The organism is Staphylococcus ratti (assembly GCF_020883535.1).
GTDB lineage: Bacteria > Bacillota > Bacilli > Staphylococcales > Staphylococcaceae > Staphylococcus > Staphylococcus ratti.
Map to the genome: position 1 here is coordinate 2,280,156 of NZ_CP086654.1, position 22,785 is coordinate 2,302,940.

Annotated in this window: 23 protein-coding genes and 1 other annotated feature; of the genes, 8 read left to right on the forward strand and 15 right to left on the reverse strand. The window is 37.7% G+C overall.

Annotation, left to right across the window (positions count from 1 at the left end; all coding sequences use genetic code 11):
* Positions 1-34: 34 nt before the first annotated feature.
* The 6 genes from LN051_RS11170 to chrA form a co-directional block, all read right to left on the reverse strand.
* The gene (locus LN051_RS11170; protein WP_229292571.1) at positions 35-742 is read right to left on the reverse strand and encodes a PepSY domain-containing protein; all 708 of its coding nucleotides are present in this window, start codon (positions 740-742) and stop codon (positions 35-37) included.
* Positions 726-2,096, reverse strand: a complete 1,371-nt coding sequence (locus tag LN051_RS11175; RefSeq protein WP_229292572.1) for a HAMP domain-containing sensor histidine kinase — start codon at positions 2,094-2,096, stop codon at positions 726-728. Before LN051_RS11175 ends, LN051_RS11170 begins: the two co-directional genes overlap by 17 nt.
* A gap of 4 nt (positions 2,097-2,100) precedes the next feature.
* Entirely contained in the window at positions 2,101-2,778 is a 678-nt protein-coding gene (locus LN051_RS11180) for a response regulator transcription factor (RefSeq protein ID WP_229292573.1), read from the reverse strand.
* A 9-nt stretch (positions 2,779-2,787) separates the two neighbouring features.
* Positions 2,788-4,188: an SLC13 family permease gene (locus LN051_RS11185; RefSeq protein ID WP_229292574.1), complete on the reverse strand. Its 1,401-nt coding sequence runs from the start codon at positions 4,186-4,188 to the stop codon at positions 2,788-2,790.
* Positions 4,175-5,395: a glycerate kinase family protein gene (locus LN051_RS11190; protein ID WP_229292575.1), complete on the reverse strand. Its 1,221-nt coding sequence runs from the start codon at positions 5,393-5,395 to the stop codon at positions 4,175-4,177. Before LN051_RS11190 ends, LN051_RS11185 begins: the two co-directional genes overlap by 14 nt.
* Positions 5,396-5,520: 125 nt before the next feature.
* Positions 5,521-6,678 (reverse strand): chromate efflux transporter, encoded by a 1,158-nt coding sequence (gene chrA / locus LN051_RS11195; protein WP_229292576.1) that lies wholly within the window; start codon positions 6,676-6,678, stop codon positions 5,521-5,523.
* Positions 6,679-6,938: 260 nt separating this feature from the next.
* Between chrA and LN051_RS11200 the strand changes: the two genes are divergently transcribed.
* Positions 6,939-7,319: an iron chaperone gene (locus LN051_RS11200; RefSeq protein WP_229292577.1), complete on the forward strand. Its 381-nt coding sequence runs from the start codon at positions 6,939-6,941 to the stop codon at positions 7,317-7,319.
* A 373-nt stretch (positions 7,320-7,692) separates the two neighbouring features.
* On the opposite strand, the gene rpsR is transcribed toward LN051_RS11200, so the two are convergent.
* The 7 genes from rpsR to LN051_RS11235 all read right to left on the reverse strand — a co-directional run bounded on the left by rpsR (position 7,693) and on the right by LN051_RS11235 (position 12,171).
* Positions 7,693-7,935: a 30S ribosomal protein S18 gene (gene rpsR / locus LN051_RS11205; RefSeq protein WP_103345229.1), complete on the reverse strand. Its 243-nt coding sequence runs from the start codon at positions 7,933-7,935 to the stop codon at positions 7,693-7,695.
* 47 nt (positions 7,936-7,982) lie between these two features.
* A complete protein-coding gene (gene ssb / locus LN051_RS11210; RefSeq protein WP_229292578.1) occupies positions 7,983-8,489 on the reverse strand; it encodes a single-stranded DNA-binding protein in 507 nt (168 codons plus the stop codon).
* A 23-nt stretch (positions 8,490-8,512) separates the two neighbouring features.
* Positions 8,513-8,809 (reverse strand): 30S ribosomal protein S6, encoded by a 297-nt coding sequence (rpsF, locus tag LN051_RS11215; RefSeq protein ID WP_037565086.1) that lies wholly within the window; start codon positions 8,807-8,809, stop codon positions 8,513-8,515.
* A 266-nt stretch (positions 8,810-9,075) separates the two neighbouring features.
* A complete protein-coding gene (ychF, locus tag LN051_RS11220) occupies positions 9,076-10,173 on the reverse strand; it encodes a redox-regulated ATPase YchF (protein ID WP_229292579.1) in 1,098 nt (365 codons plus the stop codon).
* Between the two features lie 6 nt (positions 10,174-10,179).
* On the reverse strand, positions 10,180-10,386 hold the full coding sequence (locus tag LN051_RS11225; RefSeq protein ID WP_229292580.1) for a DUF951 domain-containing protein: 207 nt from the start codon (positions 10,384-10,386) through the stop codon (positions 10,180-10,182).
* A gap of 42 nt (positions 10,387-10,428) precedes the next feature.
* Positions 10,429-11,319 (reverse strand): mechanosensitive ion channel family protein, encoded by an 891-nt coding sequence (locus tag LN051_RS11230; protein WP_229292581.1) that lies wholly within the window; start codon positions 11,317-11,319, stop codon positions 10,429-10,431.
* Between the two features lie 27 nt (positions 11,320-11,346).
* Positions 11,347-12,171, reverse strand: coding sequence for a ParB/RepB/Spo0J family partition protein (locus LN051_RS11235; RefSeq protein ID WP_229292582.1), 825 nt, complete (start codon positions 12,169-12,171; stop codon positions 11,347-11,349).
* A 186-nt stretch (positions 12,172-12,357) separates the two neighbouring features.
* Positions 12,358-12,655 (forward strand) — a binding site (T-box leader).
* 146 nt (positions 12,656-12,801) lie between these two features.
* On the opposite strand from LN051_RS11235, the gene LN051_RS11240 reads away from it, so the two are divergent.
* From LN051_RS11240 to LN051_RS11270, 7 genes are all read left to right on the forward strand, one after another.
* A complete protein-coding gene (locus tag LN051_RS11240; protein WP_229292583.1) occupies positions 12,802-13,905 on the forward strand; it encodes a PLP-dependent transferase in 1,104 nt (367 codons plus the stop codon).
* Positions 13,902-15,077, forward strand: coding sequence for a cystathionine beta-lyase MetC (gene metC / locus LN051_RS11245; protein ID WP_229292584.1), 1,176 nt, complete (start codon positions 13,902-13,904; stop codon positions 15,075-15,077). Before LN051_RS11240 ends, metC begins: the two co-directional genes overlap by 4 nt.
* Positions 15,031-16,872: a bifunctional homocysteine S-methyltransferase/methylenetetrahydrofolate reductase gene (locus tag LN051_RS11250; RefSeq protein ID WP_229292585.1), complete on the forward strand. Its 1,842-nt coding sequence runs from the start codon at positions 15,031-15,033 to the stop codon at positions 16,870-16,872. The genes metC and LN051_RS11250 overlap by 47 nt, the downstream gene beginning before the upstream one ends.
* A complete protein-coding gene (metE, locus tag LN051_RS11255; RefSeq protein ID WP_229293684.1) occupies positions 16,866-19,115 on the forward strand; it encodes a 5-methyltetrahydropteroyltriglutamate--homocysteine S-methyltransferase in 2,250 nt (749 codons plus the stop codon). Before LN051_RS11250 ends, metE begins: the two co-directional genes overlap by 7 nt.
* A gap of 24 nt (positions 19,116-19,139) precedes the next feature.
* Positions 19,140-19,895: a cyclase family protein gene (locus tag LN051_RS11260; RefSeq protein WP_229292586.1), complete on the forward strand. Its 756-nt coding sequence runs from the start codon at positions 19,140-19,142 to the stop codon at positions 19,893-19,895.
* 190 nt (positions 19,896-20,085) lie between these two features.
* Positions 20,086-20,331: a DUF3923 family protein gene (locus tag LN051_RS11265; RefSeq protein ID WP_229292587.1), complete on the forward strand. Its 246-nt coding sequence runs from the start codon at positions 20,086-20,088 to the stop codon at positions 20,329-20,331.
* 308 nt (positions 20,332-20,639) lie between these two features.
* Positions 20,640-21,257, forward strand: a complete 618-nt coding sequence (locus tag LN051_RS11270; RefSeq protein WP_229292588.1) for a LysE/ArgO family amino acid transporter — start codon at positions 20,640-20,642, stop codon at positions 21,255-21,257.
* Between the two features lie 74 nt (positions 21,258-21,331).
* Here LN051_RS11270 and LN051_RS11275 read toward each other — a convergent pair whose 3' ends face one another.
* Both LN051_RS11275 and ureG read right to left on the reverse strand, forming a co-directional pair.
* Positions 21,332-22,165 (reverse strand): urease accessory protein UreD, encoded by an 834-nt coding sequence (locus tag LN051_RS11275; RefSeq protein WP_229292589.1) that lies wholly within the window; start codon positions 22,163-22,165, stop codon positions 21,332-21,334.
* Positions 22,165-22,779: an urease accessory protein UreG gene (ureG, locus tag LN051_RS11280; RefSeq protein ID WP_229293685.1), complete on the reverse strand. Its 615-nt coding sequence runs from the start codon at positions 22,777-22,779 to the stop codon at positions 22,165-22,167. Before ureG ends, LN051_RS11275 begins: the two co-directional genes overlap by 1 nt.
* Between the last annotated feature and the right edge of the window lie 6 nt (positions 22,780-22,785).

The following is a 22,785-nucleotide window of genomic DNA, read 5'->3' on the forward strand; positions in this document are numbered from 1 at the left end:
AAAGTTTTAATATACGTTATGCTTTAATTAACAGCTAATCATCTTCATCATCACTATCGTCGTCGTCCCAATTATCATCATCTGCGTGTGTATAAGGCGTTTGTAATGTATTTTGTGGTGGAGCAAGCGCATTTGATGGTTCCACAACCGATGGTGTATTTGAAGGCGTTGTTGTAGCAGTTTGACCTTGTCCACCATTTTCTATAGCCGCTTCTCTAGTAAACCAAGACACGGAAGTCACTTTTCCTGTTACACGATTAATCATCACATTGGCACCTTCTAGCGCATTCACATGTTGTGTTACAGCATAGTACTCTGTTTGCTTCGATTGGTGACGTTTCATCGCCACAAATGTTCCACCAACATGTTTTTTCGCAATAGCTTTAGCTTCACTTTCACCAATTTTAACTCCGCTAACTTTTCGCTTTTCTTTGTCCTTTTGCTCTTTCGTCTTTGGTTTGTGTATCGATTTTGTCTTCGTCATTTGTTTCACAGATTCATTTTTTCGGTCGATAATAATACGATACTCTGAATACTCACTGATAAAGTGTACATCAAATTCCGTCTCATTCTTGCGTAATTGAATATTTTTCACTTTACCGTCGTAACGCTTTTCTACTAACTGTTTGGCTTTCTCCTCACTCATGAGCGTTTGATTCGCATTTACATAAATTACAACTCCTAAAAAAAGCGTTAATAGTAAACTGATGACAATGAGTACTATCTTAATGAATGGTTTCATTTGGACCTCCTTTTGGAATAATTAAAGTAAATGTCGTTCCTTTATTAACTTGGCTTTCTACTTTTATTTTTATGTTGAGTTGTGTTGTGATTTCCCGGGCAATAGACAGTCCTAATCCCGAACCTCCTGTTTTTCGCGAACGTGCTTTATCCACACGATAAAAACGGGTGAAGATATGTGGAATCTCTTCTTCTGGGATACCGATGCCATCGTCGGTTATCGAAAGAAATACATGTGTGTGCGTTTCAGTCAACGTCATATCAATCCGTGTTTTTCCGTACTTATGCGCATTATCCATAAAAATATGTAACAATTGTTTGAAAGAGGGTACATCTAACCATATCTCCCCTTGTTGCATATGGTTATGTACGTTTAATGTTTGAGGGTATACTTTCGACATTCTTTCAACCATTTCATATACAATACAAGCTACATTAACATATTCTAGATGCCGCTCCGTCTTACTCTCCGTCAGTTGTGCGAAGTAAAGCAGTTGCTCTGTTAAATATTTCATTTTTTGAGCCTCATCATGTATCGCATGAATACTTTCATCTAACGTTTTTTCATCTTTTTTCCCAAAACGCTTCAACATTTGACTATAGGAACTAATTACTGTGATAGGTGTTTTTAATTCATGTGAAGCATTCATTATAAAAGCTTGTTGCTTTTCATCGTGCGCTCTTAGTTTGTACATCATGTCATTAAAAGCTCTAGATAATACTTTAAGCTCATAAGAATCATTCTTTTGTATTTCAACTGGTTGATAGGCTTTCGTATCTTTTGTCTCTTTAATCCGTTGAATTAAATTCAAAATGGGTTCCGTAATTACACGTGCAATGATATTGTTAATATAAAAAATGAGCAGTAAAACAAAAAGCGTTGACCCCATTAAAATCCATTTCAGTATTTGAAAAGATTCATATTTAAAATCGACATTTTCAAACAACTGTAAATTCGTCACTTCTCCATCCTTCCAAACGATTGGAAGTGAAACCATCGCAAAATAATGCCCCTTATATTCAATTGTCTTCTTATATTGATTAGGTTGATAATCTTGCTCCATATTGTTATACGATACATCTGTCGCAAATTTTACAATTGCAATATCATCTTGGTTAACGACACTAATGTAACCATCTGACAAAATATAACCATGATTCATAATTTCAGCATTCGTTTGATTTTCAGAAGCTTTGATTTCTTCCATGATATTGATACTACGATTTTCTAATTGATTTAATTCTGACTCTAGAGCATAATGCTTAAACAAAAAATAAACAAGCATATTCACACATATCACAATAACGACGGTCATCAATGTAATATACAACTGTATTCGTGTTCCTAATCGCATAACATCAATCCTTTATCATGTAGCCATAACCACGTACACTCGAAATTAATGAAGGTTTGCTTTTATCCAATTTTTTACGCAGATGTCTTATGTACACATCGACCACGTTTGTATCTCCTTGATAATCATACTCCCACACTTTAGAAATAATTTGTTCTCGTTCTAATGCTTGGTTTTTATTCTTTAATAAGTAAACAAGAAGTTCATATTCTTTCGGCGTCAAATTAATCAATGTGCCATCTCGGTAAACCTCTCGTGTATTGGTATCTACACGAATGTTTCGATATATTAACGGATGTGCTACAGGTACCACTTGAGGTTGTATCGCTTTTAAATGCACACGTATGCGCGCAAGCAACTCTTCAATTTCAAACGGTTTTGTCACGTAATCATTTGCGCCTGAATCTAAACCGCTCACTTTATCTGTAACCGCATCTCTAGCTGTCAACATAATCACTTTAATTGCTTTATCTTTTATTCGAATACGACGTAAAACTTCTAAGCCATTCAGTTCAGGTAACATCACATCTAAAAGTATTAAATCAAAATCCTGTTCACCAAATTTTTGTAATGCCTCTTTTCCTGTATAAGCAATTGCCACATCATAGTCTGCAAATTCCAACTCTAATTGCAATACACGTGCAATTTTTTCATCATCTTCAACAATTAAAATACGTTCCATTTCATCCCCCTACCTTAAATGTAAACCTGTAAACTGCCAATAAATAAAATAAAAAGTAACCATAATACCCACATAAACTGGCATCAACCAAATGCTTAATTGTGCGAGTTGTTTTGTCGTAAACGGTCGCTCTTTCAATTCATAAAAGATAAGTAACGCCTTTGAACTTACAGGTAACGTCACACAATAATTTATTCCAATTAATGCTATAAAGACTACTGCAACATCATTAAGGTTGAATAGCTGGCTTAACAATAAAAACACTGGTATGAGCACAACTGCTCTAGTCGTGTGACTTGTGATTAATAGGTGAGAAAGCACACTTATAACACTAATGAGAAAGATTAAAACCCCTTCATTCGTCGTAGGGATATCATGTAAGACTTCTATCATATGCTTTTGAAAGTAAGCAATGACTTTATATTTTACGAGCAATTTACCTAAAACCGTCGCACTCGCAACAAAAAAGATTAAACTCCACGACACTTTTTTAAGTGCACTACTCCATCCTATTAAATTAAACTGTGGTAATAACATCACAAAACTCATCGCAATCGTAATAAAAGCGATATCAAAGCCATGCAATGATTCTGTAAGCCATAACAAAATAGTTACCCCAATAAGGATTAAAGCCGTTTTTTCTTTTTGAGTAAAAGGTTGTTTAGACCTTCGCATCAATTGGTTATTTTCATATGTTGTCAAACTTAATGAATCTTCTGGTTTAATACGCCAATACATTATAGTAACTGTGATGACACTGACAATTAGCGCGAAAGGTAACCCCCATAGTAAAAAATCCATGTATGTTATATGTGAATCTGTTTGGCTTTCTAAAATACCAATTCCGATGAGATGGCTCCCTGCTCCAATCAACGTAGCATTTGTTAACATTAATATCATAATCGGAATAAGCAATCCTAAAAATGATGTGTATTTCGAAAACTGTATTTTTAGTGCTTTAAAAATAGGGATAAATGCTGCTGCACGACTGGATGTAGAAGGAATAGTGAAAGTCATGAATAGTACAGTAATAATAATGAATATTACTGCACGAAACATTGAATCGCAGTGTTTTGCCATCCATCCTACGAGTCGATCAAGTAAGCCACTCGTTTCAATGACGGCACTAATAATGAAAGCACCTATCATTAGCCACACAATATGTTGATTAAACGCATTAAAAAGCATGTCTTCCGGGATCCCTAAAAGTACAGCAATGACAAGACAGAGCATACCTGCCAGTCCGGCAGGTATTTTCGAAAATACAAATAAACCAAGCGCAAGTATAAAACACATAAGACTTACTTTACCGAGGTAGCTCAATTCCATCCCAATAAATATATATAAAGACACTGTGACAAAACTTAACCATGCCACAAGTTGTGTTAAAGAAAGATTAACTCGCATCATTTATGTCTACTTTCTTTTCGTCATACGCTTCGGCTTCTAAATCATTTTGCATTGTTTGAACGACCGACATACCAATTGAAATATAACGTATGGCACTTTCTGCACTGCCTTCTAACCACTTTTCAGCATCCTCAATCGCATTCTCAAGCGAAGATGGACATGGAATAATACTAGAAAATGCATCAATACCGCTTTGATAATTAATTTTTGCGTTCTTTCCAATTGTTCCCGCAAATGCGATCACAGGTTTATCATATAGTTTCGCAATTCGCGCAACTTCTGAAGGAATTTTGCCATTTGGTGTTTGATCGTCAATACATCCTTCCGCCGTAATAACAATGTCACTTTGTGCAATAGCCTCATTAACATCAATATAGTCCATAATAATATCAAAACGTGGGTGTAACGTAGCTTGTGCAAAAGCAATCAGTCCCGCGCCAAGCCCACCAGATGCACCTGATCCCTCTACCATACGTAAATCTTTGCCTGTTTGGCGTTCTATCAACATCGCTAAATGTTCTAAATTACGTGATAAATCTTCTACCTCTTTGGGACTTGCTCCTTTTTGTGGTCCAAAAATACGTGCTACACCTCTATCTCCACATAATAGATTCGTCCAATTTACAGCAACATCTATTTGTGTACGAAACAATCGTGAGTCAACACCCGACAAATCCATTTCTGTAATTTTATGAATGTCAGCTCCTCCTTGAATGTGAATAAGCTGACCATTTTGATCAAAAAGCTTTACTCCGATGGCTTGTGCCATACCAATGCCACCATCAGAAGTTCCAGAATCCCCACACCCTATTAAAATACGATCTACACCGTAATCTAATGCTTTTATCATCGTCTCACCCACTCCATATGTTGTAGTATAAAGTGGATTACGTAGATCCATAGGCACATGTCTAAGCCCTGCAATCGCAGCCATTTCAATTACAGCTATCGTTCGCCCTTTTTCTTTGAAAATTCCAAAAAATGAATGTATTGTTTCCCCTACAGGACCCGTTACACGTGTTTCTATTTTATAACCTTTTTTAACTTTGATCATTGTTTCAACAAAGCCTTCTCCCCCGTCAACCATTGGGATTACTTGAATGTCATGTTTCGGTTCTACATTACGAATCCCTTTTTCAATAGCGTAACCTACTTCTTCTGCACTCAAACTTTCTTTGAAACCTGATGGAATAATTGTATATTTCATCCTTTATCACTCCTCTTATCAAAACACACCCGAAAAATTGTATAGGGTTACTTTAATAAGCAGAGATTGAAATTAACTTAAGGGAAAATTAAAAAACGATTAAAAAAGAGCAGTTCGATACCTTTTTAATACAGTACTATACCTCCTACAACTCCTAAAAGCACAATCGCCCAAGATGACACTTTACAATAAGCTAACAGTACGAACAATATGGACGCAAAAACAAAATCAATAGACGTATGTACCGATGATGTCAAAATTGGGTCATAAAATGCCGCTATCAAAATACCGACAACACCTGCGCTTACCCCTTTTAAAACTTTACGCATATTTTGATTGTTTTGGACGCGTTCCCAAAATGGCAAAACACCTATGAGTAGCAAAAAGGCGGGTAAAAATATCGCTAGCGTTGCCACTATACCTCCTAGCCATCCTAACATCACGGTACCTATATAAGCAGCGAATGTGAATAGCGGTCCAGGCACAGCTTGTGCAAGTGCATAACCTGTAATAAAGTCATCCGCTGTAATCATCTCTGTGCTAACAAATGCTTCATTTAATAAAGGCAACACAACGTGTCCCCCGCCAAATACAAGTGCTCCTGAACGGTAAAATTGATTAACCATTGCGAGCCAAGGCGATTGTGTCAGTCCACTTAAAATCGGCAATACAATTAAAAGCATAAAAAAGAGTGTGAGCGACCATACACCTATAAATTTGCGAATACGAAATAAGCGCACTTTAGTTGTTTCAACTTGAACCTCTTTAAATAAAAACAACCCTACAAGACCTACTAAAGCGAGTACTGCCACTTGAGCTAGTGGATGTCCAACAAGTACTGTCACTGTAAGAGTGAATAATGCTAGTAATTTTGTTTTGACATCTGGCAGTAATTTTTGCGCCATCCCTAAAATGGCATTAAAAACAATCGCTACCGCAACTATTTTCAGACCATTTATCCAACGCATCTCCATACTCGTAGTATGTAAAACTGCAGCACATAACATTAAAATTAAGACAGACGGCAGTGTAAATCCAACAAAAGATATGACGCCTCCTAATAAACCTGCCTTTGCCACACCTACTCCGAAACCTACTTGACTACTCGCAGGTCCAGGCAAAAACTGACATAATGCGACAAGTTGCGTATATTGTGAGTCACTGAGCCATTGTCGGCGTTTCACATATTCATCATAAAAATAACCTAAATGTGCGGTAGGACCTCCAAAAGAGGTACATCCTAACCTAAAAGCGATCCAAAATAAATGTAAGTATCCCTTCACCGTGCTCCCCCTATTTCATTCAGTGATTGTTCAACCATCCCCTTCACCATAAATCGGCATTTTTCGAGTATAGTGTAAACGTCTCTCTATCATCGCACTAACATACTTCCCGATTGATATCGAAAAATGATGGCAATTTTCGATATAAAAATATCATAGATGTGAACGTTTTGCGACTTTTTTTGAATAGTGATATGTTATAGTAAATTAAATAATATTAAGTAGCTTTAGTGCTTAACTATTGAAAATGAGGTGTAAGGATGGAAACGTTTGAGGATTTTTTAGATACAATTGAAAAAGCGGAACACCGTGAAAAATTTAAAAATGTCATTGAGCAATTACTTGCAGACTACCCAGAACTTACTTTAGAAATTAAATGGAATCAACCTATGCTATTGTTGAAAGAAAACGGCACATTTATACTAGGTTTCAGCAAAGCGAAGCCCCATTTTGCGATCGCTCCTGAAAAATATACACGTGACTATTTTGAAAAGGAGATCGAAAAAGCAGGTTACCAAACGACAACAATGTTTATGAAAATCAAATGGACAGACGAAGTCAACTTTGATTTAATCCATAAAATGATCGATAAAAACATCGCAGACAAAAAAGATTCAACAAAATTTTGGCGAGAAAAATAGGGAGCGAGACAGAAATCTATTTGATTTCGTCGTCTCGCCCCCACAAGGCTGACTAGGATTGAAACGCGCCTTAAGCGAAGTTTCAATTCAGACAGCTACTGTGGCTTTTTATATTCAACGCTCTATCTATGATGCGAGACAGAAATCTATTTGATTTCGTCGTCTCGCCCCCACAAGGCTGTCTAGGATTGAAGGAAGCTTGCAAAGCGCATCTTCAATTCAGACAGCTACTGTGCTCTTTATATTCAACGCTCTACCTATGATGCGAGACAGAAATCTATTTGATTTCGTTGTCTCACCAAAAAACAAATTTTTTAAACACAAAAAAGTCCCGTCAACCTTATAGGTGCGGGACTTAATCAATTACTTTATTTTACACTTCGTCTTTAACGAATGGTAATAACGCCATATGACGTGCACGTTTAATTGCAGTCGTTAATTGACGTTGATATTTAGCTGAAGTTCCAGTCACACGACGTGGTAAAATTTTACCGCGTTCTGAGATGAAACGTTTTAATAATTCAGTGTCTTTGTAGTCGATGTGTGTAATACCGTTTGCTGTGAAGTAACAAACTTTTTTACGACGACGACCACCTCTTCTTGGTCCACCTGCCATGATTTGTGCCTCCCTTACTTAAACATTTTTATAATACGTTCATTAATTTAAAATGGTAAATCATCATCACTAATATCGATTGGACCATTCGCATTCGCAAATGGGTTATCGTTATTTTGTGTGTGATTGTTGTTATTTTGATATGATGAATTTTGGCCTTGTTGTTGTCCACCAAATCCTTGACTATAACTTTGGAAGTCATTGCTTGGATTGTTGGCATGACGTTGGTTTTGTGATTTCGGTTCAAGGAATTGAACACTGTCACACACTACCTCTGTGACGAACACACGTCGGCCTTCTTGGTTTTCGTAACTGCGTGATTGTAAGCGACCATCAACGCCAGCCAGACTTCCTTTGAACAAGAAATTGCTCACGTTTTCTGCTTGCTTTCTAAAAACAACACAGTTAATAAAGTCTGCTTCACGTTCCCCTTGGCTGTTTGTAAACGTGCGATTAATCGCTAATGTGAACGTCGCTACGCTTACGCCTGAGGGTGTCGTTCTGTATTCTGGATCTTTAGTTAATCGACCTACTAATACAACTCTATTAAGCATATTCACGCCTCATTTCTATTCTATTACTTGTCTTCGTCTTCACGAACAACAATGTAACGAATGATATCATCATTGATTTTTGCTAAACGTTGGAATTCGTCAGTAGCTACATTGTTTTCAGATTGGATACGTACGATGTAGTAGTAACCATCTTTGAAGTCTTCGATTTCGTAAGCTAAGCGGCGTTTACCCCAGTCCTTAGTTTCTAATACCTCAGAGCCTTCAGAAGCTAAAATTCCGTTGAAACGTTCAACAACTGCTTTTCTTGCATCCTCTTCAATGTTTGGACGCACGATGTACATTACTTCATATTTTCTCATTGTATATTTACACCTCCTTGTGGTCTATGCGGCTTAACGAATCATTTCGTTAAGCAAGGAATAATTTTCATTACTCACATTCCAGTATTTTACCACAGTCCATTACTTTTTACAATTGAAAATTGAGAGAATATAAATGGTGCATGAAATGCGCTCTCACGTGTTAGACAGCAATGCTATTTATGCATTGTCATTCAACTTGAAACGATCTATTTATACAAAAACATCCATCTCGCATAGTAATCATGCAAAATGGATGTTGTGTTTTAGACGTTAAATCTGAAATGAACAACGTCGCCATCTTTCATAATATATTCTTTACCTTCTAAGCGCATTTTACCAGCTTCTTTAGCACCTTGTTCACCATTATAAGTTACGTAATCTTCATAACTTGTTACTTCGGCACGAATAAAACCGCGCTCAAAGTCTGTATGAATGATACCCGCACATTGTGGCGCTGTCATGCCTTCTTTAAAAGTCCAAGCTCGTACTTCTTGAACGCCAGCAGTGAAATACGTCGCTAATCCTAATAATTCATAAGCTTTACGAATTAAAATGTGTAGACCTGGTTCTTCAATACCTAAATCTTCTAAGAACATCGCTTTGTCTTCTTCATCTAACGTAGCGATTTCTTCTTCTATTTTTGCGCTAATGACAATGACTTCAGAACCTTCTTGATCCGCATATTCACGAATCGTTTTGACTTTTTCATTATCTGTATCATTAATTTCGTCTTCGCCGACATTCGCAATATATAACATTTTTTTAGCAGTTAATAATTGTGCTTGATTTACGTACTTTTGATCTTCTTCATTAAATTCGATGCTACGTACAGGTTGACCATTTTCAAGCACTTCTTTAATTTGAGTTAAAATACGTACTTCATTTAAGGCATTTTTATCTTTTTGTTTTGCTAATTTTTCTAAACGAGGTAAGCGTTTTTCAACAGATTCTAAATCTGCTAATACCAATTCCATATTAATCACTTCAATGTCATCAATTGGATTCACGCGTCCTGCGACATGCGTAACATTTTCATCATCAAATGCACGAACAACCTGACAAATCGCGTCTACTTCGCGGATATGAGATAAGAATTTATTTCCAAGTCCTTCACCTTTAGAAGCACCTTTTACAATCCCAGCAATATCTGTAAATTCAAATGTAGTCGGAAGTGTTTTTTTAGGGTTTACAATACGTTCTAATTCCGTTAAACGTGTGTCTGGCACTTCTACAATGCCGACATTCGGATCAATTGTTGCAAATGGATAGTTTGCTGCAAGTGCTCCTGCTTTTGTAATTGCGTTAAAAAGTGTGGACTTACCTACGTTTGGCAAGCCGACAATCCCAGCTGTTAAAGCCATAATTCATTACTCCTTCTCTTCTTGACTCGCTTTTTCGAGTATTTTTTTTAACTTTTTATTAAACGTTTGACGTGGCAACATAATACTCCGTTGACAGGTTGTACACTTAATTCTAATGTCCGCGCCCATACGAATGATTTTAAACCGATTGGCACCACATGCATGTTGTTTCTTCATTTCTACTATATCATTTATTTCATAATTTGAAGACATCGATCTACTCCTCACCCTATTTTCTTATTTTCAAATTACATGCTATTTTTTCGGTTGCGACATGTTTTTGTACATTTGAGCTAAATTGGGCACAGGTGTTTCTATATTTTCTGCTTGTAAAAAGCCTCTAATTTCACGACGTAAAATACGCGCGCCCATGAAATTTTGTCCTGGTGACGTTTCTGCTGAAATACGCAATGTGACTTGATAACTTTCAAGCGCATCTACACCGAGCACTTGTGGCACCTCGACGAAAATATCATATTTTTTTGGAATGGATTTTAAAAATACTGCTAATTTTTGCTCAACAAGTTCAATATTTTCATTCGTTGCGATAGGAATATCCACTAAAGCTACGCCGTTCGTCACAGAAAAGTTAGTGACTTCGCTCATCGTCCCATTCGGTATTGTAGATAATTCACCTGTAATCGACATAATGCGTGTTGAACGTAAGCCAATAGATTTAACCGTACCTTCTGCAATTGGAGAGCTATTGTTTTTTATGCTCACATAATCTCCTACATCAAACTGATTTTCAAAAATAATAAAGAATCCTGTAATAATGTCTTTAACGAGTGTTTGAGCACCAAAACCAATGGCCAATCCGACAACACCAGCCCCCGCTAAAATACTTTCGACGCTAATACCAAATTTGCTTAAGATTGTTGTACCTGTAATAAACCAAACGATATAGCCTGCAACATTTTGTACAAGCGTAATTAACGTTTTTGAACGTTTAGCACGCGGTGTTTTTTTAGATTTGCTATTCACTTTAAAAAATTGAGCAATGACTTTATTTAAAATTCGCGTCACAATAAATGCAGCAAGTACATAGATGAAAACAACAATTAGTTTTGTTAAGAGGTTCGAATACGTTTCCGGTTCGAACAACGGTTGAATCATATTTCTTAGTATACTCTCAAGTTGTTTCATTTTAAGTTTCTTTCCTCCAAAATAATATTATTTTTCTTTTCTCAATAGTTGTATGAGCCGACGATAATCTTGTTCAGAATAAAATTCAAGTGTGATTTTGCCTGTTGCGCCTGTTGTAGAAACATCAACTTTTGTTCCATATTGTGTCGCAAGTTGCTGTTCATGTTGCTTAATACGTGCAGGCTTTCTTTTTTTAGAAGAATTAAGACGCTCGGACGTCTTATTTTTCAATTGAGGTTGTTGTTCGGCAATTTTAGCTTCTAAAGTACGCACACTCCACGCTTCGTCTAGCACTTTTTGGGCATACTGCTCCATCAACGTTGCATTTTTTAATGCCAATAACGTTCGCCCATGGCCTCCAGAAAGTTGCCCTTTTTGAATCAAGCTTCTGATTTTAACAGGCAATTGTAATAAGCGCAACATATTCGCAATATAGGGACGTGATTTCCCTAAACGTTCGGCAACTTGTTGTTGTGTTAAAGATAAAGCATCCATAAGTTGATGATAACTTTCCGCTTCTTCCAATGGATTCAAATCTTCCCGTTGTAGGTTTTCAATAATTGCCAATTCACGCATATGTGCGTCATCCATCTCTTTAATTATGGCTGGTATCGTTTTTAGCCCTACATATTGAGAAGCACGATAACGGCGTTCCCCAGCTACAATATAATACCCTTGGACAGAAGAAGTCACAACAATTGGCTGTAAAACGCCATGTTGGGCTATAGATTGGGCTAATTCTTCTAATTTTTCTTGATTAAAATGCTTCCGTGGTTGATATGGATTAGGGCGTATGTCAGAAAGATTCAATTGTACGATATTTTCCAAATGACGATCGTGTAAATCTGCCATCCACATCCCTCTTTTCAAAAATTTTTACGTTTTTTATTTTAATGGTTGATGCCTTGATATACAAGACTTTCACAACTAACATATAGACATCAAATAGTAAGTTTAATCATAATTTTCAGAAAAATGTGTTGACATCCTTTTTTAAGACATGCTAAAGTATGACTATCAAATTACAACAACATATTTTGAAACACGATAAAAAGGAAAGTAGAACTTACACTGCTTTTACAGAGAGTCTTCATTAGCTGAGAGAAGATATTGAAAGAAAGTTTGAAAATGGCCTTGGAGTGTTGGTGCCGATATGAGGTATCACCGGGTTCGCCCGTTATAGCGATACAGTATTAACATGTTGTTTAATGGCGTACTGGAATGCTTTCCTATTTCTCAGTACCTTTTTGAGCAATCATGGCGTACTGGAAGAGGCTACTTTAGCGATAAAGTAGCAAATTAAGGTGGTACCACGAACGAAGCTTTCGTCCTTTATTTCCGAATCAAAATTCGGGTGTAAAGGATGAAAGCTTTTTTTATTGGCCCGTGACACATCGCTATTTTACTTGAAGCGTTTGTGTTCTTCACTACTCTGTACGCATTACACTTTTACCTATTCAACTCATATAGGAGGGATTATTCATGAAAGATACAGAACTTGCACAAATCGCACTTACTGAAGATACGACTGGCGCAGTCGCAAATCCGATTTATTTATCTACCGCTTATCAACATCAAGGTCTCGGTCAATCCACTGGTTTTGATTATTCCCGAACGAAAAACCCGACGCGCGATACTTTTGAAACGGCTTTTGCCAAACTCGAAGGCGGTAAAGCTTCTTTTGCGACAGCCAGTGGCATGGCAAGTATTCAACTCATTTGTAGTTTGTTTAAACCGAATGATGAAATATTAGTTTCATATGATTTATATGGTGGCACATTTAGACTTTTTCAATTTTATAAAGAACAATATGGCGTTCATTTCAAATATGTTAACTTTGATAACTTCACAGAAGTAAATCAAGCCATCACAGACCATACAAAAGCACTATTTATCGAGCCGATTTCAAATCCGCTTATGATAGAAATTGACCTTGAACCTTATTACGTACTAGCTCGAAAACATGGACTCCTAACGATTGTTGATAACACGTTTTTAACGCCTTATTTATCAACACCTTTAAAAGAGGGTGCAGACATCGTCTTACATTCTGCAACAAAATACATTGGCGGTCACAACGACGTGTTAGCTGGTGTCGTTACAGTAAAAGATCCGGATTTAGTTAATCAGTTGTCCTTACTTCATAATATGATAGGCGCAACTTTATCACCATTCGACAGCTATTTACTGCAACGCGGATTGAAAACGTTACATCTGCGCATTGCGCGGTCACAAGAAAATGCCCAACGTCTTGCAGCACGATGTAAAAATTTAGATGGTATTCAAGAAGTGTTATATAGCGGCCGTACTGGAATGTTAAGTTTACGTTTAGAATCGCATTACAGCGTTGCGTTACTTTTAGAACACATTGAAGTCTCTCGCTTTGCAGAAAGCTTAGGTGGAACAGAAACTTTTATTACATTTCCTTATACGCAAACACATGTCGATATGCCGGACGCAGAAAAAGATGCACGTGGGATAGATCAACATTTAATACGTTTATCCATCGGCATCGAAGCTTACGAAGATATTGAGGCAGACCTCATTCAGGCTCTAGAACATTCAAGAGAAGGAGTGAGTTTATGAGTCATCACAAAGCAACACAATTAATTCATGATAACAATCGCGGTAAAACGTACCAAAGCGCAAATTTGCCCCTCTATTATTCATCTACTTACCATCAACATGAACTTGGGGGTCAACCTGAATACGACTATGCAAGAAGTGGGAACCCTAACCGACAATTATTAGAAACAAAACTGGCAGAACTTGAAAACGGAAAATATGGATTTGCGTTTAATTCTGGTATTAGTGCCATTACAAGTGTACTTCTCACCTTAAAAGCAGGTGATCACGTCATTCTACCAGATGATGTGTATGGTGGAACTTTTAGATTAACAGAAGAAATATTGACAAAATTTGATATTCACTTCACTACCGTAAACGCTGAAAATCCAGAAAATTTCGAAAACGCGATTACACCACAAACAAAATTGTTATATGTAGAAACACCTTCAAACCCTTTATTTAAAATTACAGATATCCGAGCAGTTGCTGATATCGCCAAACGGCATCACTTACTGCTTGCTGTCGATAACACGTTTATGACGCCTATCGCACAAAATCCATTAGATTTAGGGGCAGACATTGTCATTCATAGCGCAACCAAGTTTTTAGGAGGGCATAGTGACGTCATAGCGGGCGCTGTAGTCACAAACGATGACGCTTTTGCTAAAGCCATTTATTTAATTCAAAACGGGACAGGTACAGGATTATCAGTATACGACTGTTGGACGTTAACACAACATCTCAAAACATTAGATGTACGTTTTAAACAATCCACCGCTAATGCGCAACAATTAATACACTACTTAGAACAACATCCTGCCATCGGCAAAATATATTACCCGGGCAATAGCACTGTTCATCTTAAACAAGCCCAACATGGTGGTGCTGTATTTGGTTTTAAACTTAAAAACGAAGCGTTAGCACAGACATTTGTTGATGCACTCGAAATTCCGCTTGTATCCGTTAGCTTAGGTGGTGTAGAAACCATTTTGTCTCACCCTTATTCCATGTCACACGCAGCAATTCCACAACCTATACGAGAAGCACGTGGCATCACTTTTGGCTTATTCAGACTCAGTGTAGGGTTAGAAAATCCAGAAACATTAATTGCAGACTTAGATCATGCATTAAAGGAGGTATACGATGAGTCGATTATTAAACACTCTGAAGCACAACGTTCTAGTGGCTGACGGCGCAATCGGAACGATTCTCTACTCAGAAGGACTCGATACTTGTCCGGAAGCCTATAACTTAACGCATCCCGAAAAAGTCGAACAGATTCATCGTTCCTATATTCAAGCGGGTGCAGATATTATACAAACTAATACTTATGGCGCAAATTTCGAAAAATTAAAAGCATTCGGCTTAGAACATAAAGTTAAAGCCATTCATGAAGCTGCCGTGTCTATTGCTCAACGTGCAGCAGGAGAAGATACATTTATTCTTGGCACAGTCGGAGGGTTTAGAGGCGTTAAACAGGGGGACTTATCACTTTCTGCCATTCAATATCATACAGAAATACAAGTGGATACGTTAATTCAAGGGGGTGTGGATGGCCTATTATTTGAAACGTATTACGACTTAGAAGAACTTCTTACCGTCATTCGAACGACACGTCAAAAATATGACGTCCCTATTATTGCTCAATTGACCGCTTCTAATACCAATTATCTCATCGATGGTACCGTCATTAACGAAGCATTAGAACAAGTCATTCAAGCAGGCGCAAATGTTGTAGGCCTGAATTGTCACCATGGCCCTCATCATATGAAAAATACATTCAGTCATATCGAACTGCCAGAACACGCTTATCTTTCGTGCTACCCCAATGCCAGTTTACTCGATATTGAAAACGACACTTTCAAATATAGCAACAATGCGAGTTATTTTGGAAAAGTCGCTGAACAACTTATACATGAAGGTGTTCGACTTATCGGCGGTTGTTGCGGGACTACACCTGAACATATTCAGCACATCAAATCATCTGTTAAAAATCTGAAGCCTGTTTCACACAAAAAGGTCATTCCTATTCATAAAAAACACGCAAGTACAGAACACCATGATTTGAAATTGAGTTTAAAAGAACGCGTACAACGTCAGCCTACAATTATTGTCGAACTGGATACACCGAAACATCTAGACACGCAACGCTTTTTTAAAAATATCGAAGCACTCGATAAAGCAAATGTTGACGCGGTCACATTGGCGGACAATTCATTAGCCACTGTTCGTATTTCCAATGTTGCGGCAGCAAGCCTGATCAAACAAAACTATTCTATCGAGCCGCTCGTGCATATTACGTGTCGTGACCGAAACTTAATCGGTTTACAATCCCATCTTCTCGGGTTATCGCTATTAGGCATTAATGAAATACTCGCCATTACGGGAGACCCTTCGAAAGTTGGTCACCTGCCAGGTGCGACAAATGTTTACGACGTGAATTCAAAAGGATTAACCGAACTTGCACTTCGCTTTAATGAAGGGATTAACACAGATGGAGATGCGCTGAAGAAAAGAACGAACTTCAACATCGCTGGTGGCTTTGATCCACACGTTAGAAATATTGATGCTGCTGTACGCAAACTCGAAACAAAAATTGAAAGTGGTATGCATTATTTCATTACTCAACCTGTATTCACCAAAGAAAAAATCATCGAAATTTATCAAGCAACACAACATCTCAATGTCCCTATTTTTATTGGCGTCATGCCTATTACAAGCTACAACAATGCCCTTTTCTTACACAATGAGGTGCCTGGTATTAAAATGACCGATGACATTTTAGACCGTTTTAAAGCTGTAGCAAACGACAAAGAAGCGACTTATGATTTATCCATTGCTATATGTAAATCTTTAATTGATACCATTCATGAATATTTTAATGGACTTTATCTCATTACCCCTTTCGAACGTGTCGACTATTCTTTAGAACTTGCTGCTTATTCAAAATCAATTACATCAACCAAACAGGAGGCTATATTATGACAATTAAAACAACAAACTTAGGATTCCCAAGACTAGGACGTAAACGTGAATGGAAGAAAGCAATCGAAAGCTATTGGAATAATAAAATTTCAAAAACTGAATTAGACGAAGCCTTACAAAAATTACATCGTGAGAACTTAATCCTTCAAAAAAACCATCACTTAGACAGTGTCCCTGTTGGTGATTTCTCACTCTACGATCACATTCTAGATACGTCATTGTTATTCAATATTATCCCTGAGCGCTTTCAAGGGCGTGACGTTGATGATGATTTACTTTTTGATATCGCACGCGGTAATAAAGAACATGTCGCAAGTGCTTTAATTAAATGGTTCAATACGAACTACCACTACATCGTGCCAGAGTGGGATAACGTCACACCTAAATTAGGTCGAAACATCATTTTAGAACGTTTTAATTACGCTAAATCTTTAAATATCAATGCACACCCTGTACTTGTAGGCCCAATCACTTTTGTGAAGTTATCAAAAGGCGGTAATCGATCTTTCGAGGAAAAAGTACGTACACTGTTGCCACTTTATATTGAAGCCTTAACGTCATTAATCAAAGCGGGCGCAACATTGATTCAAATAGATGAACCCGTCCTCGTTACAGATGAAGGAGAAGCATTAGAAGACATTACACGCGAAGCTTATGAAGCTTTTGCGGAAGCTGAAGTAGCTGACAAATTAATTATTCAAACGTATTTTGAACGTGCAAATGTCAAATTTTTAAGCAGCCTACCAGTTAAAGGGCTCGGATTAGACTTTGTTCATGATAACGGTTACAACTTAGAACAAATTAAAAACGGAGACTTTGATAAATCTAAAACTTTATTCGCAGGTATTATTGACGGCCGTAACGTTTGGGCAGCAGACGTAAAAGCGAAAAAAGGCCTTATCGAAACGTTAACAGATTACACTGACGATTTATATATTAACCCGTCATCTTCATTGCTACACGTTCCAGTTTCATTAGATGATGAAACGTCATTAGACGACACTGTTCGTGACGGCTTGAGTTTTGCAACAGAAAAATTAGAAGAATTAGATGCATTGAAACGTGCAATTAACGATAACAATACTGAAAAATTAGACGTATTGCAGGCACAATATGAACGATTCCAAAACCAAGATTTCAAAAACTTAACTTACGACTTCGATAGCGTCAGATCTGAGCGTAAATCGGCGTTTGCAACACGTAAAGTGCTACAACAAGAACGTCTCCATTTACCAGATTTACCAACAACAACTATCGGCTCTTTCCCACAATCGCCAGAAGTTCGTAAAAAGCGTGCCGACTGGAAAAACGACCGCATCTCTGACGAGGCTTATGAAACATTCTTAAAAGAAGAAATCAAACGTTGGATTGAAATTCAAGAAGACATCGGCTTAGACGTATTCGTACATGGAGAATTTGAACGTAACGACATGGTAGAATTCTTTGGCGAAAAGCTCCAAGGTTTCTTAGTGACAAAATTAGGTTGGGTTCAGTCATACGGTTCACGTGCTGTTAAACCTCCTATCATTTATGGAGATGTCAAATGGACGACACCATTAACTGTCGATGAAACAGTTTACGCGCAAAGCTTAACAGACAAGCCGGTGAAGGGTATGCTTACAGGCCCTGTTACGATTTTAAACTGGTCATTTGAACGCGTTGATTTACCACGTGCAGAAGTACAAGATCAAATCGCACTTGCGATTAATGAAGAAGTATTAGCTCTTGAAAAAGCAGGGATTAAAGTGATTCAAGTTGATGAGCCTGCACTGCGCGAAGGCTTACCGCTTCGTAAAGCCTACCATGAAGACTATTTACAAAAAGCCGTTCATAGCTTTAAGCTTGCGACTTCTTCAGTGGAAGATCATACGCAAATCCACACGCATATGTGCTATTCTCAGTTTGGTCAAATCATTCATGCTATTCATGATTTAGATGCCGATGTTATTTCAATCGAAACATCCCGTAGTCATGGTGATTTAATCAAAGACTTTGAAGATATTCATTATGATTTAGGTATTGGTTTAGGCGTGTATGACATCCATAGTCCACGTATTCCAACAGAAGATGAAATTACAACTGCTATTAACCGTGGTTTACAACAAATCGACCGTTCACTCTTCTGGGTTAACCCAGACTGTGGCCTTAAAACACGTAAAGAAGATGAAGTAAAAGCTGCATTAACGGTACTTGTAAATAGTGCTAAGAAGCTGCGCCAAAATTCATCAAACCCTGTCGCTTAAAAGCATTCAGAGAGGATGATACCAATGACCTATCCATTATGGGACCAATTACAAACATTGAAATCTCATACATGGGTTGATCTCACGCACACCTTCAATGCACATTCTCCTCACTTTAGTGCATTTGAAGGTGCACATGTTGAGACCCCTTTCAATGTGAAACAAGATGGATTTTTCGTGCAAGAATGGCGTTTTGTGACTCAATACGGCACCCATATAGATGCGCCGATTCATTTTGTCGACAATACACGTTATTTACATGAATTAAATTTAAAAGAACTCGTTTTACCTCTTATTGTTCTTAATTTTTCTGAAGCCGTCGAAAAAGATCCGGACTTTATTCTTACACGCCACCATATTGAAAAGTGGGAAGCCCTTAACGGTCCTATTGAACCAGACACTTTCGTCGCTTTTCGAAGTGATTGGTCTAAACGTTGGCCAAATGTGGAAAAGTTTGAGAATAAAGATAGCGACGGCCAACAACATTTGCCAGGTTGGGGGCTCGATGCACTAAAATATCTGATTGAAGAACGTCATGTTAAAGCGATCGGCCATGAAACGTTTGATACAGATGCCTCTATTGATATTAGAAAGCATGGAGATATTATCGGAGAACGGTACATTTTAGGTCAAAACACTTATCAAATCGAGCTGTTAAACCATTTAGATCAACTTCCCGAACGGGGTGCCGTCATCTATCATATACCACCTAAACCTGATAAAGCACCCGGCTTTCCAGTAAGAAGTTTTGCGATTGTCCCTAATACTACCCTTTCTTAATATTTTAAATATCTATACTCACAAAAGAACGATGAAGGAATGTTATTGAATTTCTTCATCGTTCTTTGTATAGAATGAGAAAAATTAGAAAAATATCATAAATGATAAAGATGTCCTAATCTCTTTATTTTTATGTTAAAATATATACTAACAAATATATTGAAAACGCTTTAATTAAGGAGGTTCTTCTATGTTACGCACATCTTGGATAGTTTGGACAATTGCTAACATCTTTTGGTTTGTCTTATTTATAAGTGTTGCGCTCTTTTTATGGTTTAGAACCGTCGATGGTACAGGTGCCGTTCAAACACCTGAATTAAAACTCTTTGCCATTACCGTTTGGGCAGCCTTTTTTATCATACCTGTCGTGATACAAATCATTTGGTGTCTTATCAATATAGTAGTTTCCCAAAAAACAAAAAAACGAGCGAGTTAGGGAGCGGGACAGAAATCTATTTGATTTCGTCGTCCCGCCCCCACAAGGCTGACTAGGATTGAAAAGAGCTGCTAAGCGAAGTTTCAATCCAGACAGCTACTGTGGCTTTTTATATTCAACGCCCTATCTATAATGCGGGACAGAAATCTATTTGATTTCGTTGTCCCGCCACCATTTCAAAACATAGACTCGTTATTGACGTCACTATATGAAAGTTGAGATTGGCGCCTACGCATGGCTACGCTGGACACAGAATAGCAGGTGCCAATCTCTTCCTATTTTCTTAAATTAAAAAAGTAGGTGCATTTATGTTTCAATCTATATTACACGGCTTGCTACTCGCATTTGGGCTTATTCTCCCGTTAGGTGCACAAAATGTGTTTGTGTTTAACCAGGGTGCCAATCATAAAAAGTGGTCACACGTACTTCCGGTCGTTATTACAGCTGGCTTATGTGATACTTTGCTTATCTTACTCGCGGTATTAGGCGTTTCACTTATTTTAATCTCATTTCCAATCATACAAACTACACTTTACATCATTGGTCTCATCTTTTTAGGCTATATGTCTTGGTCTCTTTGGCGTGAAAAACCAGCATCAATAGAGGAACACACACCTATGTCAGCTAAAAAGCAAATTGGTTTTGCGCTGTCTGTTTCTTTGTTAAATCCACACGCCATTATGGATACTATTGGCGTTATCGGAACCAGTGCCGCATTATATACCGGTACTGAAAAAGTTTTATTTACGATTTCAGTCATTTTTGTCTCATGGCTATGGTTTATCATCTTGGCCATTCTTGGTAGAACTGTTGGTCGCATTGACCATTCAGGAAAAATAATTCTCATATTAAACAAAGTTTCTAGCGTCATCATACTTATCGTTGCCGCACTCATCTTGAAAAATCTTATTCAATTGCTTTCGTAAATCCTGTACATATCCATTCAAACAATCACCAACATTAAAACGCTAGGGCAAGCACCCTAGCGTTTTAACGCCTCCTAATATTTTCTTAAAAATTGTGCATCTTCTTCATGATAAGTAGCCATAACAAATTGATGGACCTCGTGAATGATGCGATTAATAACATCCGTAGAATGCGCTAATATACGTACGGTTAAACCATGAGTTGGCAATAGCGTCACACCAATACGACACGTTTCGCTAATATGTTTTTCAACAACTTCTCGCACCGCTTCAACACATTTTTGATTCACATGCGGACTAATATAAAAGCATGACCCTAAATGTGTGAAACCCTCCATATAGCCGATATGTGCGACTTCATTTTTCTGCGTATCTAAACGTAAGTTATCGTATACTACGAGTGTGTCTTCAACATATATTTCATTCAACAAATGTAAGTAATCATATTTGAACATGCGCCCTTCTTTATCGTAACCCGGTGTTAAAATATCAGTATAAAACATCGTCGCAGTGCGCGCGAGCTTGAATTGGTTAGATTGAAAGAACTTTGCATGAGTATACCCAATGATTGGATCGCCGATATACTCCATAAAACTGTCAGCGTCTAATGTAAACGTTTGGTATTGCTTGACGCAATCTTCCATCGTTTTAAATACAATGGTCGCCCCTTGATTCGTTAAAACCGCATGTGCTTGTTTTTCATAATGAATGTTCATACGGTAGCGGTCACCATCAACAAATCCACCACCTAAGTTAATCAAAAACATTGTTGGATGAGGGCTGGCATTTAAATACGACGGGCGTAACACTTTAAGTCCCCCTTGGAAATATGTTTTTCCATTTATCGTTCGCGTTCCATCATGTTTAAATGTGAGGTCAAGTTCCCCTGTCCAACCTGAAATGGCCATTATGCTAGTCCTTCAAGAAAAACATCTTTACGCATCCATTCGATGACATCATCTAGACCTTCATCAGTTTTTAAGTTCGTAAACGCAAAAGGACGCTGATTTCTAAATTTTTTCGTATCTTCAGCCATTTGTGCTAAAGAGGCACCTACATGAGGCGCAAGGTCTGTTTTGTTAATGACGAAGTAGTCCGATTTAATCATCCCTTGTCCCCCTTTACGTGGGATTTTTTCCCCTTGGGCAACGTCAATAATATAAATTGAGAAGTCAACCAGTTCTGGGCTAAATGTTGCAGCTAAGTTGTCGCCACCTGATTCGATGAAAAGAAGCTCAATATCATGATGACGTTCCATTAACTCATCAATTGCCGCAAAATTCATTGAAGCATCTTCACGTATAGCTGTGTGTGGACAGCCTCCCGTCTCAACACCAATGATGCGATCTTCAGGTAAAACACCTGTAGCAACTAAAATCTTTTCATCTTCTTTAGTATAAATATCGTTAGTAATGACACCGATACTTTTTTCCTTAGATAATCGTTTAACTACCTTCTCAATAAGCTGGGTTTTCCCTGCACCAACAGGCCCCCCAATACCAATTTTTATAGGTTTCATTATAATCCT

Excerpts from the sequence above, each read along its gene's own strand:
- LN051_RS11170 (WP_229292571.1), bottom strand. The coding sequence starts at position 742 with ATGAAACCATTCATTAAGATAGTACTCATTGTCATCAGTTTACTATTA.
- LN051_RS11175 (WP_229292572.1), bottom strand. The coding sequence starts at position 2,096 with ATGCGATTAGGAACACGAATACAGTTGTATATTACATTGATGACCGTC.
- LN051_RS11180 (WP_229292573.1), bottom strand. The coding sequence starts at position 2,778 with ATGGAACGTATTTTAATTGTTGAAGATGATGAAAAAATTGCACGTGTA.
- LN051_RS11185 (WP_229292574.1), bottom strand. The coding sequence starts at position 4,188 with ATGATGCGAGTTAATCTTTCTTTAACACAACTTGTGGCATGGTTAAGT.
- LN051_RS11190 (WP_229292575.1), bottom strand. The coding sequence starts at position 5,395 with ATGAAATATACAATTATTCCATCAGGTTTCAAAGAAAGTTTGAGTGCA.
- LN051_RS11200 (WP_229292577.1), top strand. The coding sequence starts at position 6,939 with ATGGAAACGTTTGAGGATTTTTTAGATACAATTGAAAAAGCGGAACAC.
- rpsR (WP_103345229.1), bottom strand. The coding sequence starts at position 7,935 with ATGGCAGGTGGACCAAGAAGAGGTGGTCGTCGTCGTAAAAAAGTTTGT.
- ssb (WP_229292578.1), bottom strand. The coding sequence starts at position 8,489 with ATGCTTAATAGAGTTGTATTAGTAGGTCGATTAACTAAAGATCCAGAA.
- rpsF (WP_037565086.1), bottom strand. The coding sequence starts at position 8,809 with ATGAGAAAATATGAAGTAATGTACATCGTGCGTCCAAACATTGAAGAG.
- ychF (WP_229292579.1), bottom strand. The coding sequence starts at position 10,173 with ATGGCTTTAACAGCTGGGATTGTCGGCTTGCCAAACGTAGGTAAGTCC.
- LN051_RS11225 (WP_229292580.1), bottom strand. The coding sequence starts at position 10,386 with ATGTCTTCAAATTATGAAATAAATGATATAGTAGAAATGAAGAAACAA.
- LN051_RS11230 (WP_229292581.1), bottom strand. The coding sequence starts at position 11,319 with ATGAAACAACTTGAGAGTATACTAAGAAATATGATTCAACCGTTGTTC.
- LN051_RS11235 (WP_229292582.1), bottom strand. The coding sequence starts at position 12,171 with ATGGCAGATTTACACGATCGTCATTTGGAAAATATCGTACAATTGAAT.
- LN051_RS11240 (WP_229292583.1), top strand. The coding sequence starts at position 12,802 with ATGAAAGATACAGAACTTGCACAAATCGCACTTACTGAAGATACGACT.
- metC (WP_229292584.1), top strand. The coding sequence starts at position 13,902 with ATGAGTCATCACAAAGCAACACAATTAATTCATGATAACAATCGCGGT.
- LN051_RS11250 (WP_229292585.1), top strand. The coding sequence starts at position 15,031 with ATGAGTCGATTATTAAACACTCTGAAGCACAACGTTCTAGTGGCTGAC.
- LN051_RS11260 (WP_229292586.1), top strand. The coding sequence starts at position 19,140 with ATGACCTATCCATTATGGGACCAATTACAAACATTGAAATCTCATACA.
- LN051_RS11265 (WP_229292587.1), top strand. The coding sequence starts at position 20,086 with ATGTTACGCACATCTTGGATAGTTTGGACAATTGCTAACATCTTTTGG.
- LN051_RS11270 (WP_229292588.1), top strand. The coding sequence starts at position 20,640 with ATGTTTCAATCTATATTACACGGCTTGCTACTCGCATTTGGGCTTATT.
- LN051_RS11275 (WP_229292589.1), bottom strand. The coding sequence starts at position 22,165 with ATGGCCATTTCAGGTTGGACAGGGGAACTTGACCTCACATTTAAACAT.